Raw genomic sequence first — 15,531 nt, forward strand, 5'->3', positions numbered from 1 at the left:
ATGCTACAGATAAACGCGGTTCTATTATTTTTATTGGATTTTTATATATTTTTTGCATTACGTGCAACCAATATTAAATTTATAAAGACCAGGTGGTTCACTATTTTATGGTGGGGGTATTCACTTTCCTTATTGGCCGGTTTATTTATTTCCTTTAAATACAGCATTCCGTTATCAGTCCGTTCGATAATATTGGTTGCATTTTTTCTGACGGCCGTCAGTAAGTTTATTTATGCAGTTGTGCTGATCATCGATGATCTTCGTCGTGGGGGAGTTTGGGTAGGACGCTTATTTTCTAGGGGAAGGGGTAAGGATCTGCCGGAGCGCATGGAGACTTTGGAAGACCCCTTGCCGGAGGTGCCCAAGAAGGGGATTTCAAGGTCAGACTTTTTATTAAAGTCTGGAATTGTTGTCGCTGCCCTTCCGATGATTCCATTGGCATGGGGCGTAATATCCACGGCATATGACTACCGTGTTCGACGACAGAAGCTGGTCCTTCCTAATTTGCCAAAGGAGTTTCATGGGATGACCATAGGGCAGATCTCTGATGTGCATTCGGGGTCATTCTACAATAGGAAGGCCGTAATGGGTGGAGTTGAGATGCTATTGGGAGAGAAGCCTGACGTTATTTTCTTTACGGGAGATTTGGTCAACAATGTGGCCAGTGAAATGCGGGATTACCAGGATATATTTTCACATGTTAAAGCTGACTTAGGGGTGTATTCGACCTTGGGGAACCATGATTATGGGGATTATTACTTTGGTCCTGGCGATTCTGCTGCCAAGCGTAAGAACCTTCAAGACCTAATACAGACTCACAAGGTCATGGGCTGGGATCTATTGATGGATGAGAACAGGACCTTAAAGGTCGGAAACGATGAGATTTCGATCGTTGGGGTTCAGAATTGGGGAACAGGGCGTTTCCCTAAGAAAGGGGACCTACAGAAGGCGTTGTTAGGGACACACGAGAAGTCCGTCAAGCTATTACTCTCACATGATCCCTCGCATTGGCGTGCACAGGTTTTGGATACGGATGTTGATGTTATGTTCGCCGGGCATACCCATGGGATGCAATTCGGGGTTCGAGGGGAGAACTTCCAGTGGAGTCCTGCCAAATACATCTATAAGGAATGGGCAGGGCTTTACTCCAAAGGTCATTCCCAACTGTATGTGAACACAGGATATGGGTTCTTAGGGTATCCGGGACGTGTGGGTATAGCGCCTGAAATAACCATATTCGAATTAGTTAGGGGCTAGTCATTATTCCCCTAACTAAGGATCCTTGCAAAATGATTGTTCAGATGCTTTCTGATTGCAGTCCTATATTCATCTGCATCCCTTAATTTTAAGACTTCTACGAGTTCTTTGTGGGAAATAAAATCACCTTTGATTATATCTTTTTCCAACAGTCCGCTTTGGTGCACGTACTGGAAAATCGGAAACAGCATTTCCTGCAGTTCCAGTAGGATCCGGTTTTTTGAGATCTTATATAGTTTGCCATGGAACCGAATTTCATCATCCACCTGCCAGGGATTCGCCGTATCTCCCGAAACGATCTCATTGGCAATGCATTCCAATTCTTCAATGTCACCGTCGGTGATATTATTGACAATAAAATCGGCCATTCCTACTTCCAGGGCCAACCTCATTTCAAACATGTCTTTCAGTGTGTCATCATCCAATATGGAGGGGTGAAAGACCTTCCTCAGGGACCCCAGGACATCCGGGTTTCTGAGCACGGCCCCTTTATGCTTAATAGATTCGATCAGACCGATGGTCTTTAGCCTTAATAGGGCCTCCCGAACAACCGTCCTGCTTACACCAAGGCTATCCGCCAGATCGAGTTCTTTGGGAAGTACGTCCCCTACGGCCATGTTCTTTTCTTGAATGAACTGGATGATCCTGGCCTCTGCCTTGTCCACCAAGCTCGAGGTGTCTATTGTTCCTAATTTTTCCATATTTCTCTATGGTCCCATGTTGACGATATGGTCTCATGGGCCATGGTACAATTATATTGAAAAAAAATTTGGAAGTAAAATATTATGTATTACATTTGAATAATTATTATGTTATACATAATCCAATTTTAAAATTATTAAATTATGACAAACCTTTTTTACCAATCCTTGCGGGGTGGGCTGTTGTTAGCCTTTTTATGCTGCATTAACCTGGCAGTATTTTCGCAGACCGCTTTCAACGGAACGGTTACAGACCATGAGGGCAATCCCCTGGAGGGCGTAACGGTTTCCAACCAAACACAGGGACTTCTTACAAAGACCGATAGGCAGGGAAGATTTAGCGTGCAGGCCAAGGTGTTGGATGCAATTTCATTTTCCTCAATCGGATACCAATCGCAGCAACTAAACGTAGAGAACCTGGATCCCGTAAAGATTTCACTCAGTCCTTCTGGGGAAGATCTGGAAGAAGTAGTGGTTTTGGGATATGGAAGTATCAAGAAATCGAATCTGACGGGATCTGTATCCAGATTGGACAAACGCGTCCTGGAAACTGGGGTACGTTCAAACCCCGCATCCGCATTGGCCGGAACCATTCCGGGTCTGCGGGTTCAGCAAACTTCAGGCCGTCCTGGTTCTGTTCCCAACATCGTGTTGCGTGGAGGAACCACCTACGGGGGTGGAGGATCGCCGCTGGTGATCGTGGACGGTTTGATCCGGTCGGGCTTCTCGGATATCAACCAAGATGACATCGAATCAATAGACGTCTTAAAAGATGCTTCGGCGACAGCTATTTATGGTGCCAGGGCATCAAACGGAGTCGTCCTGATCACTACCAAACGCGGAAAGGAAGGCGTTTCCAACATTGCGTTGAAATCAAAAATCGGTGTCAATTCCCTGAATATCCCCTTTGAGTTTTTAGATGCCAAGGATTATCTGTATTGGTCTAGAAAAGGCGTGCAAACCTCGGGGATCTATCAACCAAACCAGTTGAACCAATTGACCTCGGTAGGTCCGTTTGGAACCGGCAACAAATATAAGGATGACCAGGGCAATGTATTGGATGGGAACAAAGTGAGCAATGCCGTTTGGAGCACCATGTTCTTAGATGATTCTAACAGGGAATTGTTGGCACAAGGCTATCAAACCATGATCGATCCGGTAACAGGTAAGGAATTGATCTACAGGGATTTTGACTATACCGATTATGCATTGCGCAAAAATGCCTTGACCCAAGATTATAACCTTGCTGTTCAAGGGGGGAATGATAGGAGTAAATATTATGCAAGTTTGGGTAAATACTATGAACAAGGGGTGCCAATTGGGACTAATTACGATCGTTTGACCTTTATACTGAATGGAGACTACAAGATCAAGCCTTGGATTACCTCCAATTCAGGGTTGAATTTCGCCAATACGAAATGGAGAGATGCTATCAACGGGGAGGGCAACTATATGACTCGTGCCCTGGGAGCACCCCCAACAATGCGGGGATTTAATGAAAATGGGGACCTATTGGTAGGTCGCGACTGGCAGGATGGTAACCCTGCGGTAAATAATGATCGTTTTATCCGTAACAACCAAAACCAGAAATTTACGATGTCCCAAGCTTTTGTTATTGATCTATTTGAAGGATTGAGTTTGAGAACAAGTGGAAACTGGTTTATTAACCAAAGTAACAATGAATCCTTCAACAGGGATTATTTGGCGAGCCCTGGAAACTGGGTAAGGACTCGTAACTCCTCAGCCAGCTATGATAAGATTTTGAACCAAACCTATAATGCGGTTTTAAACTATAAAGGCACCTTTGCCCTAAAGCATAATATTGATGCGATGGGAGGATGGGAATTCTTTGATTCCTATAATACTGGATTTTCAGCATCGGGGTCAGGCGCGCCATCTGATGATTTCATGGATCTAGGCCTGACCAGTACTGAAGCAAACCGTCGTGGAATCGATTCTTACCATGTTCGCAATCGGATCACTTCCTTTTTCGGACGTTTGAACTATGATTATGATGGACGTTATCTAATGACCTGGACCTTGCGTCGTGATGGATATTCAAATCTATTGAACAATCGATGGGGAACTTTCCCAGGGGTGTCCTTAGGTTGGAACCTACATAATGAAGATATCTTTGCAAATATTATGGGAGCTGACCAGGTGATCAATACTCTAAAATTACGAGCAAGCTATGGTGCAAATGGAAACATTGGAAGCATTGGTGCATACACTCTGCAAGGGACATATGGAACATCAAAGTATGATGGTAATGTAGGGTATGCCATGACCAGCTTAAGTATCCCAAATCTGAGATGGGAAAGTTTGATTACCAAGGAAGTTGGATTGGAGGCCAGATTGTTGAATAGGCTAGATCTATCTGTGGCTTATTACCATAGAACAACTTCAGATAAGATTGCTACCCTTGAATTGCCTTCATCAGCAGGCTTCACATCCATTAGTACCAATAATGGTGACATGCAAAACCAAGGTATTGAGATTGACCTGAATTACCAGGCCGTCCGTGCAAATGACTTTACCTTGAGCTTCAACTGGAATACAGCCTACAATAAGAACAAGATTCTAAAACTGCCATTCAACGGTGTTGAAAACAACCGACAGAATGGTTACCAGGTATATAATCCGAGTACCATGGAACTTGAATGGGTGGGAGGTTTACAAGAAGGACAAGATCCGAACGTGGCTTATGCATACGAGGCATTAGGGATTATCCGTACCCAACAGGACTTGGATAATTATGCCCTTCAGTTAAAGGATTTGATTGGAGCAAGAACCTTGGTGCATCCGGATGTATTTAATGCGATGACCGCTTCGGAAAAGGCCCTGCATTATCCATTGGCCCTAGGTGACGTGATGTGGAGAGATGTCAATAAAGATGGTATCATCAATTCCTACGATAGGGTTTATATGGGGAATACTGTTCCGCGCTGGACCGGAGGATTCGGCCTTTATTCCACCTATAAGGATTTTTCTCTCAGTGCCAGGTTCGACTATGCACTCGGATATGTTGCTTATGATGGGCCCAGAGCTTGGTTTTTAGGGATGATGCAGGGAACATTCAATACCACTACTGAAGTGATGGATACCTATACCCCTGAAAATACCGATGCAATATACCCGACGTATTACTGGGCGGACCAATTGTTTAAGAATAATACCAGCCGCGAAAGCAGCATGTTCTATAACAAAGGTAATTATTTGGCATTCCGTGAAATCTCCCTGGCATACCGTTTACCAAGATCCTTGGCAAACAAGATCAAAATGGAGGATTTAAGCGTTTCAGTAACTGGGCAGAACCTCCAATACTGGACAGCAAATACCCTGTTTTCTGCAGAAAGTGGATCGGTAGGACAGGGCGGCGGCGGTTACCCATTGCCAAGAACGGTCATTTTTGGTCTTCAATTAACCTTTTAAACCTTAAATCATGAAAAAGATATTAATAGCCTTAGCAATAGCGGCAACCAGCATAGCATTTTCCTCTTGCAGCAAGATGGAATTAGATTTAACCCCGGAAGATTATTTTGCTAGTGGATCGTTCTGGAAAACACCGGACCAGGTGAAGGGAGCAATGTTCGGTATCCATAGCCAATTAAGGAATGCCCAGCAAACCTTATGGAGTTTCGGTGAATTGAGGGGGGGTACCTTGCGCGATGGAACCAGCTTTACGGGTACCGCCTCCTTAAATTCGAGTTCCATTATCATCCAAGATATCCGTGAGAGCAGTCCAGGTTTTAGCAGTTGGGCAAACCTTTACGGTCAGATCTTTCAGATCAACAACTTTATCTATCAGGTGGAATCCGCTACTTATCTGTCAGATTCGGAAAAGGGATATTATTTAGGTCAAGCCTATGGTTTGAGGGCCTATTATTATTTCAACCTTTTCAGGACCTGGGGTCGCGTTCCCCTGGTTTCTGAGGCTAAGGTAGCCAATCAAGCGCCAAGTTCCGCTGAAGAGCTGTACACTGCCCGTAGTATAACGGAAAAAGAGACTCTTGACTTTATAAAAGCGGATGTTGAAAAATCAGTCTCTAGCTTCAACAATGACCATAATATCCTGAACCAAAAATCGCAATGGTCATTATCTGCTACACAGATGCTGAAAACGGAGGTGTACCTATGGTCGGCAAAGGTGAGGGTCGATGGGGCCGCGCCCGCTTCCACGGCCCAGGATCTGCAGACTGCCAAGGCAGCTGTGGAGAGCATTATTCCAAAATTCACGTTGGTCGATGACTATGCTAATGTATTTGCAACGGCAAGTTCAGCTTCCAATAAAGGGAATTCGGAAACCATTTTTACCTTGAGGTACCAATACGGTGAAGCGACCAATTTCTTCAATAATTTCCTGTATGCACAGAGTGATGATATTTCTGGCTATGTCGATGATAAAGGAGAGCCAATTCCGGCAGATCCTCTGAAGATTTCCAATACCGGTATTATCCGATATGAATACAAGTATGGCCTGTACCAATTGTATGATGCCGCAGATAGCAGAGCCAATGCAACCTTCCTGAACTTTAACAAAGGAGATGTGCATGCAGTGGTTCTACGTAAATTCTTAGGGACCATTGTGGATGGTGTTAGGAATTATTCGGACGACTATCCGATCTATCGTTTAGCCGATGCCTATCTGTTATTGGCAGAAATCAAGAATAAATTGGGTCAAGACCCGAGTGGGGAAATTATGTTGGTGAGGAACAGGGCCTATAAAGGTACGGCACCGCAATTTGTAAACGGAGGGTTTGAAGCTAATGAACTTGCCATATTTTATGAACGAACCAAGGAGTTTGTTTCGGAAGGTAAGCGATGGTATGATTTACGCCGCATGCAAGATGCAACTGGAAGACCATTGGTTTTCCGTAAGGACCTGAATTTGGTTGGGGTGTTGGATGACAACGAATCCCAGAAACATAAAATCCTTTGGCCAATTGACCTTGGAACCCTAACGGCGGATCCAAAGTTAAATGGGGACCAAAATCCTGGATATTCAGGAACTTAATGATAAATTTAATATAAGCCTATCCTGCCGGTCAGGATAGGTTATCCAGTTTTTAATAATTTGTATATGCTAACAAACAAAATTGAAGGATTGATTGCTGCTCCATTTACGGCATTTCATCCAAATAATGAACTGAACCTGGAACTGATTCCTGCTTATTATCAGCTTCTTAAGAGAAATAATGTAAAGGGAGCTTTTATTTGTGGTTCGACAGGAGAAGGGGTATCCTTGAGCTTTGATGAGAAAGTGCAAGTATTGAAGGCTTGGACAGTATTGACCAAAGCAGATCCAGATTTTGCCCTGATTATGTTTTTAGGCGGTACGAATGTAAGGGAATGTAAGCAATTGGCAGCGATCTCCGAACAAGAAGGAGCAGATGCCATATCCTTTACTTCCCCTTATTATTTCAAGCCTGCAAATGTGAAGCAATTGGCAAAATGCTGTCAGGAAATTGCTGCGGCTGCACCAAATACAGCCTTTTATTATTACCATATCCCAGTGCTTACAGGCGGAAACTATAATATGATCGACCTGTTGGAAGCGGTGGATAATGTAATTCCTACCTTCAAGGGCATCAAATATACGCATGAAGATTTTATGGATTTTTTATCCTGTTTGAATCATAAAAATGGGAAGTACGATATGCTTTGGGGACGTGATGAGAACATGTTGTCCTCCTTGGTATTAGGAACAAAAGGCGCAGTAGGAAGTACCTATAATTATGCGGCCCCATTATACAATGATCTAATAGCAGCTTATGAGCAGGGCAATTTTGAGGAAGCCAATAAATTGCAGCAGAAATCCATTGATATGATCCGTTTGTTGGGCAAATACGGAGGTATTGCGACCGGAAAGGCTTATATGAAATTAGTGGACTTGGATTGTGGCGGATTCCGTTTGCCGATAGCCAATATGTCAAAAGAGAATTTCGAATTGTTCAAGGCAGATGTTGCGGCATTGGGCTTTGATTCCTTTAAGTCAATTAATTAATGCGGATTAAGGCAATATTATCTATGGCGGTTTTAGTGGTTGGTTGTTCTGATTCTCAGATCAGGTCCGGTGTATTATGGGGAGAAGCAAGTCATTTGCCTGCGGTTTCTGGATTAAAAAATATAGGTGTCGCAGGACCAATGACCGGTGTCATTCAGGACAAACTGATTGTAGCTGCTGGTGCTAATTTCCCGGATGGATTGCCTTGGGATGGAGGAAAGAAAGTTTACCAATCTCAAGGATATGTCTATTCCATTTCAGGATCAAGCTTAAAGCTGGATACGATATTTAACCTTGGAGCGGGGATTGCCTATACTGCGAATCTCAGTCTTTCAAATTCCATCTATATTGCAGGGGGAGAAAATGAAACCGGTCCTATTGATCAGGTTGCCAAATATGAACTATCAGAAAGGGGAAGGCTACAAAGGAGAGACCTAAAGCCCTTGCCAGTAGCATTGACCAATGCTGGGATGGCAGCGGGAATCAATGAAATCTTCTTTGTTGGCGGTGAAAATGCAGAATCGGTCTCTGATCAGGTTTATTCCCTGAAATTGGATGATTCGACTGCAGATTGGATGGAATATATGCAATTGCCCTATCCAGTAAGCCATGCTGTTGTGCTTGGAAATGGGAAGGACAAAACCTATGTGATCGGTGGAAGGAAGAAAAATCCAAATGCCACGAGTGATATTTATGATGGACTGTTGGAATTAGACCTTAAAACCAAAACTGTTCGTGAGCTCACTAAGCTCCCTATGGCTTTGGCAGCAGGAACAGGAATCTATAAACAGGGGAAAATATATGTTTTCGGAGGGGATGATGGAAGCATATTTACAAAGGTAGAGGAGGCTATAGCCTATATTGCCAAGGAAAATGATCCGCTGAAAAAGGAAGAGTTGACTCAAGCAAAGAATAGCCTTCAGGCAGGACATCCCGGATTTTCGAAAGAGAATTGGGTATATGAGCTAAAGACTGATTCTTGGGCAAGATTGGACGGGACGGAAGCAGAAAGTCCAGTGACCACAACCGCAGTTTTAAAAGAAAATCTATTTTTTATTCCATCAGGAGAGGTTCGGGCAGGGGTCCGTACTGATCAGATCTTGGTTGGACAGATAAAATAAACCTATGAAAAACAGTAAAAGATATCCTTGGATCGTTGTAGGCTTGTTATGGTTTGTGGCACTCCTGAATTATATGGACCGCCAGATCCTATCAACCATGCGCCCCGCAATGGCCATCGATATTGTGGAATTGGAAAGTGCTGCGGTATTTGGCAACCTAATGGCTGTATTTCTTTGGATATATGGTTTTATGAGTCCTGTAGCTGGGATTGTTGCCGATAAGTGGAACCGGAAATGGTTGATCGTAGGGAGTCTGTTTGTATGGTCGGCAGTAACTCTGGCGATGGGCTATGCCAATACCTACGAGCAACTGTATTCCTTACGTGCGATTATGGGCGTGAGTGAAGCCTTGTATATTCCAGCTGGACTTTCTTTGATTGCCGATTACCATTCGGATAAGTCACGGTCCTTAGCTGTGGGGATCCACATGACCGGTTTCTATTTTGGACAGGCATTGGGAGGTTTTGGTGCTACCGTTGCTGCATCCTATTCTTGGCATTATACCTTTATCCTGTTTGGATTGATCGGTATCGTCTATTCCATAGTCCTAATTCTGTTTTTACATGAAACCGATCAACGAGCTGATGCCAAGAAGTTGGTGGGAAACAAGGTTCCTTTGTTGAAAGGGCTTTCCATCTTGTTCTCCAATATTGCTTTCTGGGTCATCCTATTATATTTTGCTGTTCCTAGCCTGCCAGGCTGGGCAACCAAGAATTGGTTGCCTACCTTATTCTCGGAAAACCTGCATATCCCTATGGAAAAAGCAGGTCCCTTGGCCACCATTACCATAGCCCTTTCTTCTTTCTTTGGGGTAATCCTTGGAGGTGTTATTTCAGATAAATGGATACAAAAGAACGTGCGAGGAAGGATTTATACCAGTGCTATTGGTTTGGCATTGACCATTCCTGCGGTAATATTGATTGGATATGGGCACAGTGTCTTTGCTATCGTTGCTGCAGGCCTGATGTTTGGCTTCGGTTTTGGGATGTTTGATGCCAACAATATGCCGATCCTCTGTCAGTTTGTGTCCTCAAAATACAGGGCAACGGCGTATGGAATCATGAATATGGTGGGTGTATTTGCAGGAGCTTACATCACCAAGATTCTTGGTGCTTCGGCGGATGAGGGGCAATTGGGAAGTGATTTTGCTTTATTGGCGGGAATTGTGTTGATCGTTTTGATCATCCAATTGGCCGTACTAAAACCGAAGGGAAATGAGGCTATCGATTAAAGTACTTTTCTTATTTATTCTTTCGTTCAACTTTCTTTTTGCCCAACAAAAGAAGAGGGTGGCCTGTATTGGCGATTCGGTTACTAAAGGCTCTAATTTGGCTAAAGGGAAGACTTATCCGGATCAATTGCAGCAATTACTGGGTGATGGTTATGAAGTCCGCAATTTTGGGAGAAATGGCGCAACGCTGCTGGAAAAAGGGCACAACCCTTATCTGGAATCAGAAGAACTAAAGGCTGCCATAGCCTTTAAACCTGATTTGGTTGTCATTTCCCTAGGTCTGAATGATACAGATCCAAGAAATTGGCCTAACTACCAAATGGACTTTCAACGGGACTACAATAAACTGATCTCTCTTTTTGAAAACGAAAATCTGGAGGTAGAAGTTTATGTATGTGAAAATACGCCAATTTTTAGTGGACATCCTCGGTTCCTTTCAGGAACTCGAGATTGGTACTGGGATATCAAGAAAGAAATAGGCGCTGTGGCGGTGATACATTTCCACAAGCTCGTTGATCTCTATCCTCCTTTAGCTTTTCGTATCGATCTATTTGATGATTATCTACACCCTTCTGAACAAGGTGCAGAAATTATTGCAAAGACCATTTTCGATAGAATAATTCCTGTAAGGCAGAGGCTTTCGGTACATGAAAGTATAGGTTCGCATATGGTATTGCAACGGGATCAAACTAATCGGATAAAAGGCAAAGCGAATGCTGGGCAGGGTGTATTTATTGAAATGGATGGAGGAACTGCCCTATCCAGTGCGAACGAAGTAGGGGAGTGGGCAATTGATATTTCTGCCAAGCCTGCTGGTGGACCATATCGGATGAAAATCTATACGGATCAGGATTCGATATTCTTGGAGGATATATTGTTTGGCGATGTGTTCTTGGCATCAGGACAGTCCAATATGGCTTTTCCGTTAAAGGATGCCAATGGATCAAGCGAATTGATCCGGGAGGCTTCCAAACGCAATGATATTCGAATTTTTAAGAACAAGATCCTAAAGGAAACAAATAATGAAGAGTGGGATGAGGCTACTTTAAAGAAGGTAAATGATCTGGAATACTTCTCCGGGAACTGGGAGAGGTTAACGGCAGAAAATGCCGCCAACTTTTCAGCCATTACTTACAGCTTTGCAGAAGCACTGGGACAGCAAACGAAGGTTCCTATCGGAATCATTGAACTAGCCGTTGGGGGTTCGAATACCGAGTCTTGGATTCCAAGAAGAAGCTTGGAGGAAGACCCGCTGTTGGCGACTTATATCCACGGGTGGCGAAAATCTGATTTTATCCAGGATTTCTGTAGGAACAGGGCTGAGGTCAATCTAAAGAAATCAATGGTCAAGAACCAGAGACATCCCTATGGACCGGCCTATAATTTTGAAGCTGGGTACAATAAGTGGAAGGATGCCTCATTAAAGGGGATTCTATGGTATCAGGGAGAAAGTAATGCCCATAACGTTGAATTGCACGAACACTTATTCAAGATATTAATTGCTTCTTGGAGAGCGAATTATAAGCCCTTTTTGGGTAAAAGGGAAAGGTTGCCATTCTATACGGTTCAGCTTTCCAGTATAGATAGGCCGTCATGGCCAAAATTCAGGGATAGCCAAAGAAAGCTCAGCAATGAATCGAAGGATGTCTATATGGCTATCAGTTTTGATGTAGGTGATTCCTTGGATGTACATCCAAGGGAGAAGTTAATCATCGGGAAGCGATTGGCAAACCTGGTCTTGAAGCATGAATTTGGGATAGATAACAATTCGGACAGTCCCCAGCCCATTTATTCCTATTGCAAGGAAGGTAAGCATGAAATTAGATTCAGCCATGCCAAGCAATTAAGGGCTATGGGATCAAAAGAGGTTCTAGGGTTTCAGGCTAAGGATGGACACGGAAATTTGGTAGATCTCAAGGTAGTGGAAATAAGGGGGAATTCGGTTGTCCTGGAAAACCCCAGATGCTTAACCGAGATATATTATGGATACAAGCCCTTTTCAAGAGCAAATTTAGTGAATGAGGAAGGGGTTCCTGTTTCCACGTTTTCGATTAAAAGATAATAAAGAATGTACAATAAAGAAGAGCTAACTGCACTGGCAGATTTTTATAAAGATCAATTGGTGAATGATACGGTTCCTTTTTGGTTTCCGAGATCATTTGATCATGAGTTTGGTGGATACTTGTTAATGCGAGACCAAGATGGTTCGTTGATCGATACCGATAAGGCCGTTTGGATTCAGGGTCGTGCCTGTTGGTTGCTTTCCACCCTCTATAACACGGTGGAGCCACGGGATGAATGGTTGGAAGGGGCTCGCTTGGGCTATGAATTTTTGAAAAACAAATGCTTTAATGCGGAGGGGAAAATGTATTTCCATGTGGATCAGGAAGGAAATCCAATCCGTATGCGCCGTTATTTTTTCTCGGAAACATTTGCTGTAATTGCCAGTGCTGCTTATGCCAAGGCTTCGGGAGATCAAGAAGCTGCTGATTTTGCCCGTGATCTGTTTGGGGTTTGTTTGGAGTATGCCAGTGGAGGACGGAAAATGGAACCAAAGTTTGAGGTAACTCGACCAAGCCGCGGGATAGGTATTCCGATGATCATGTGCAATACCGCACAGCAATTAAGGGATACCATTGGGGACCCGCGATGTGATCAGGAAATTAAAAATTGGATACAAGAGATTGAACGATTTTTTGTGAAGGACGATATCCGCTGTGTAATGGAGCAAGTAGCTCCTGATGGTAGCATCATCGATCATATTGATGGGCGAACGCTCAATCCTGGACATGCTATTGAGGGGGCTTGGTTTATTCTCCATGAAGCCGTTCATAGAAATATGGATGAGAAATTGATCAACCTAGGATTGCGGATGCTGGACTATATGTGGGAAAGAGGCTGGGATAAGGAATTTGGAGGTATTCTGTATTTTAGAGACGTATATGACAGGCCTGTCCAAGAGTATTGGCAGGACATGAAATTTTGGTGGCCACAGAACGAGGCCATCATAGCTACCTTATTGGCATATCTGATAACCAAGGATCAGAAGTATGCCCATATGCATAAGCAGATCCATGAATATGCCTATACCAATTTCCATGATAAAGAAAATGGGGAATGGTTCGGTTATCTACATCGGGATGGGAGAAAGGCCCAAACCGCAAAAGGGAATTTATTTAAAGGACCTTTCCACTTGCCTAGGCAAGAATGGTACTGCTGGACTATTATTAATCAATTTAAGAATAAGGAAAACAATGAATAGGATAGCCCATTTTTTTCTACTGTTGATCAACCTTTTTTCGGTCAGTAACCTGAGCTCCCAGGAGGCCTTGATACCAATGCCTCAAGATATTCAGGGGTCAGGAAATAAACTGGATTTGTCCAAGGGGATGCATCTAGAAATTGACAAATCAATCCGAAAAAACGAGGTCAACCTGCTAAGAGATATTTTAGAAGGACATAGCATCAATATCCAGAAGGATAAGAGGGGACCTGCCATTTCCTTGAAAATCGTGTCAAGCTTAAATGGGGTTGACTCCGAGGAAGGATATGGGTTGAAAATCGATGCCAAGGGAATCCATATACAAGCCTTGGCTAGTAAAGGGATCTTCTATGCCCTTCAGACCTTACGGCAAATGGACTTTCATGAGAAACAGGTAGCCCTGGTGAACATCAGGGACCAACCTGCATATTCCTTTAGGGGATTCTTGTTGGATGTGGGAAGGAATTATCAGTCTCTGTCCATGTTGAAGGAGCAGATCGATGTTATGGCTAAGTATAAGCTCAATGTTCTGCATTTCCATTTCACAGAGGATGTAGCTTGGCGTTTGGAAAGTAAAAAATATCCTGGTCTCACTGCTGCGGAGAACATGACACGTTGGGCTGGAGAGCATTATAGTGTCGCTGAGTTTCAGGAGTTGATCGATTATTGCAGGGATAGGCATATCTTATTCCTGCCCGAGATTGACATGCCGGGGCATTCTGCTGCTTTTGAACGGTTCTTTAAGGTCAATATGCAGAGTGAAGAGGGCATTGGTCACATCAAGGAATTGCTTAAGGAATTTTCTGAGACTTATCCCACCCTCAAACATTTGCATATAGGAGGGGATGAGGTGAAGATCAGCAATAAACAGTTTATGCCCGAAATCACGAAATATGTGGAATCCTTAGGGTTCAAAACCTATGGCTGGGATCCTGGAAGTAACTTGGAATCAACTACTGTCCGTCAAATGTGGATGGGCGGTCCAAAATCAATCGATCCAAATGCTGGACTCCAGTATCTGGATTCCAAGCATCTTTATATCAACCACATGGATCCTTTGGAAACTGTGACAACCTTATTTTTTAGAAGGTTTGCGGAGCAGGAGAAGGAAAGCGAACGGCTTAGCGGTGCCATTTTATGTTCTTGGCCGGATCGCGCAGTTGAAAAGCCTGAAGATATGTTCCTGCAAAGTGCGGTTTATCCTGGGATGATAACATTTGCCGAAAGAATATGGAGAGGAGGCGGTGAATCAGGTTGGAGGGCATCTCTGCCAGGAAGAGAAACGGAAGCCTTCCATGAATTTGCAGCATTTGAGAAAAGAATCTTGTTACATAAAACGAAATATTTCGCTGACCTTCCTTTTCCATATCAGAGGCAAACCGAAATGTTTTGGGATTTGATCGGTCCTTATGATAATGCTGGCGATTTAACTAAGGAGTTTCTCATTGAAAAGGACCCATTTGGAGATCATTACCACGTTTATAAGAACCAAGTCGGTGGGACCATTATTTTGAGGCATTGGTGGGCTGATATTATTCCGGGAGTTATTGAATCCCCTAAGCAAAATAGTACCTTTTATGCAAGGTCTAGAATCTGGAGTGATAAAACGGAAGAAAAGCCGTTTTGGATAGGTTTTGCGAATCTGTCCCGTTCTTATGCCAGTGATTCTCCTGCTCAAGGGGCTTGGGATGAACTGCACAGCCAGGTTTTCGTCAATGGACAGAAGATTCCTGCCCCGAAATGGAAACATCCCGGACAGAAGGGCGGTCTGGAATTGCCATTGAGCGATGAAGGTTATTCTTTTAGGGAGCCGACCAAGGTTCAGTTGAAAGAAGGCTGGAACGATATATTGATCAAATTGCCAGTCGGAGATTTTAAGGGGAAGGATTGGCAAAACCCAACCAAATGGATGTTTACATTTATCCCCTATCATTAGAAATCAATACATACTATAT

Annotated in this window: 10 protein-coding genes; 9 read left to right on the forward strand and 1 reads right to left on the reverse strand. The window is 43.5% G+C overall.

Going from position 1 to position 15,531, the window contains the following annotated elements; translation table 11 throughout:
- The gene (locus E0Y80_RS01605) at positions 1 to 1,257 is read left to right on the forward strand and encodes a metallophosphoesterase (RefSeq protein ID WP_156305655.1); all 1,257 of its coding nucleotides are present in this window, start codon (positions 1 to 3) and stop codon (positions 1,255 to 1,257) included.
- An 11-nt stretch (positions 1,258 to 1,268) separates the two neighbouring features.
- Here the strand turns inward: E0Y80_RS01605 and E0Y80_RS01610 are convergent, their stop codons facing one another.
- Positions 1,269 to 1,958 carry a FadR/GntR family transcriptional regulator gene (locus tag E0Y80_RS01610; protein ID WP_156305656.1) on the reverse strand — a complete coding sequence of 230 codons (690 nt, stop codon included), beginning with the start codon at positions 1,956 to 1,958 and terminating at the stop codon, positions 1,269 to 1,271.
- A gap of 144 nt (positions 1,959 to 2,102) precedes the next feature.
- Between E0Y80_RS01610 and E0Y80_RS01615 the strand changes: the two genes are divergently transcribed.
- The 8 genes from E0Y80_RS01615 to E0Y80_RS01650 all read left to right on the forward strand — a co-directional run bounded on the left by E0Y80_RS01615 (position 2,103) and on the right by E0Y80_RS01650 (position 15,512).
- Positions 2,103 to 5,390: a SusC/RagA family TonB-linked outer membrane protein gene (locus E0Y80_RS01615; RefSeq protein WP_156305657.1), complete on the forward strand. Its 3,288-nt coding sequence runs from the start codon at positions 2,103 to 2,105 to the stop codon at positions 5,388 to 5,390.
- A gap of 10 nt (positions 5,391 to 5,400) precedes the next feature.
- The gene (locus tag E0Y80_RS01620) at positions 5,401 to 6,972 is read left to right on the forward strand and encodes a RagB/SusD family nutrient uptake outer membrane protein (protein WP_156305658.1); all 1,572 of its coding nucleotides are present in this window, start codon (positions 5,401 to 5,403) and stop codon (positions 6,970 to 6,972) included.
- Between the two features lie 66 nt (positions 6,973 to 7,038).
- Positions 7,039 to 7,962 (forward strand): dihydrodipicolinate synthase family protein, encoded by a 924-nt coding sequence (locus E0Y80_RS01625; protein WP_156305659.1) that lies wholly within the window; start codon positions 7,039 to 7,041, stop codon positions 7,960 to 7,962.
- Positions 7,962 to 9,083, forward strand: a complete 1,122-nt coding sequence (locus E0Y80_RS01630; RefSeq protein ID WP_156305660.1) for a hypothetical protein — start codon at positions 7,962 to 7,964, stop codon at positions 9,081 to 9,083. Before E0Y80_RS01625 ends, E0Y80_RS01630 begins: the two co-directional genes overlap by 1 nt.
- Before the next feature lie 4 nt (positions 9,084 to 9,087).
- Positions 9,088 to 10,314 (forward strand): MFS transporter, encoded by a 1,227-nt coding sequence (locus tag E0Y80_RS01635; RefSeq protein WP_156305661.1) that lies wholly within the window; start codon positions 9,088 to 9,090, stop codon positions 10,312 to 10,314.
- Positions 10,298 to 12,376: a GDSL-type esterase/lipase family protein gene (locus E0Y80_RS01640; protein WP_156305662.1), complete on the forward strand. Its 2,079-nt coding sequence runs from the start codon at positions 10,298 to 10,300 to the stop codon at positions 12,374 to 12,376. The genes E0Y80_RS01635 and E0Y80_RS01640 overlap by 17 nt, the downstream gene beginning before the upstream one ends.
- A gap of 6 nt (positions 12,377 to 12,382) precedes the next feature.
- On the forward strand, positions 12,383 to 13,576 hold the full coding sequence (locus E0Y80_RS01645) for an AGE family epimerase/isomerase (protein ID WP_156305663.1): 1,194 nt from the start codon (positions 12,383 to 12,385) through the stop codon (positions 13,574 to 13,576).
- Positions 13,569 to 15,512 (forward strand): family 20 glycosylhydrolase, encoded by a 1,944-nt coding sequence (locus tag E0Y80_RS01650; RefSeq protein WP_197091447.1) that lies wholly within the window; start codon positions 13,569 to 13,571, stop codon positions 15,510 to 15,512. Before E0Y80_RS01645 ends, E0Y80_RS01650 begins: the two co-directional genes overlap by 8 nt.
- Positions 15,513 to 15,531 lie beyond the last annotated feature (19 nt).

Origin of the sequence: Sphingobacterium endophyticum (assembly GCF_009733535.1) — a bacterium.
GTDB classification, from domain to species: domain Bacteria; phylum Bacteroidota; class Bacteroidia; order Sphingobacteriales; family Sphingobacteriaceae; genus Sphingobacterium; species Sphingobacterium endophyticum.

Coding starts and splice junctions, on each gene's coding strand:
- E0Y80_RS01605 (WP_156305655.1), top strand. CDS start 1: ATGCTACAGATAAACGCGGTTCTATTATTTTTATTGGATTTTTATATA.
- E0Y80_RS01610 (WP_156305656.1), bottom strand. CDS start 1,958: ATGGAAAAATTAGGAACAATAGACACCTCGAGCTTGGTGGACAAGGCA.
- E0Y80_RS01615 (WP_156305657.1), top strand. CDS start 2,103: ATGACAAACCTTTTTTACCAATCCTTGCGGGGTGGGCTGTTGTTAGCC.
- E0Y80_RS01620 (WP_156305658.1), top strand. CDS start 5,401: ATGAAAAAGATATTAATAGCCTTAGCAATAGCGGCAACCAGCATAGCA.
- E0Y80_RS01625 (WP_156305659.1), top strand. CDS start 7,039: ATGCTAACAAACAAAATTGAAGGATTGATTGCTGCTCCATTTACGGCA.
- E0Y80_RS01630 (WP_156305660.1), top strand. CDS start 7,962: ATGCGGATTAAGGCAATATTATCTATGGCGGTTTTAGTGGTTGGTTGT.
- E0Y80_RS01635 (WP_156305661.1), top strand. CDS start 9,088: ATGAAAAACAGTAAAAGATATCCTTGGATCGTTGTAGGCTTGTTATGG.
- E0Y80_RS01640 (WP_156305662.1), top strand. CDS start 10,298: ATGAGGCTATCGATTAAAGTACTTTTCTTATTTATTCTTTCGTTCAAC.
- E0Y80_RS01645 (WP_156305663.1), top strand. CDS start 12,383: ATGTACAATAAAGAAGAGCTAACTGCACTGGCAGATTTTTATAAAGAT.
- E0Y80_RS01650 (WP_197091447.1), top strand. CDS start 13,569: ATGAATAGGATAGCCCATTTTTTTCTACTGTTGATCAACCTTTTTTCG.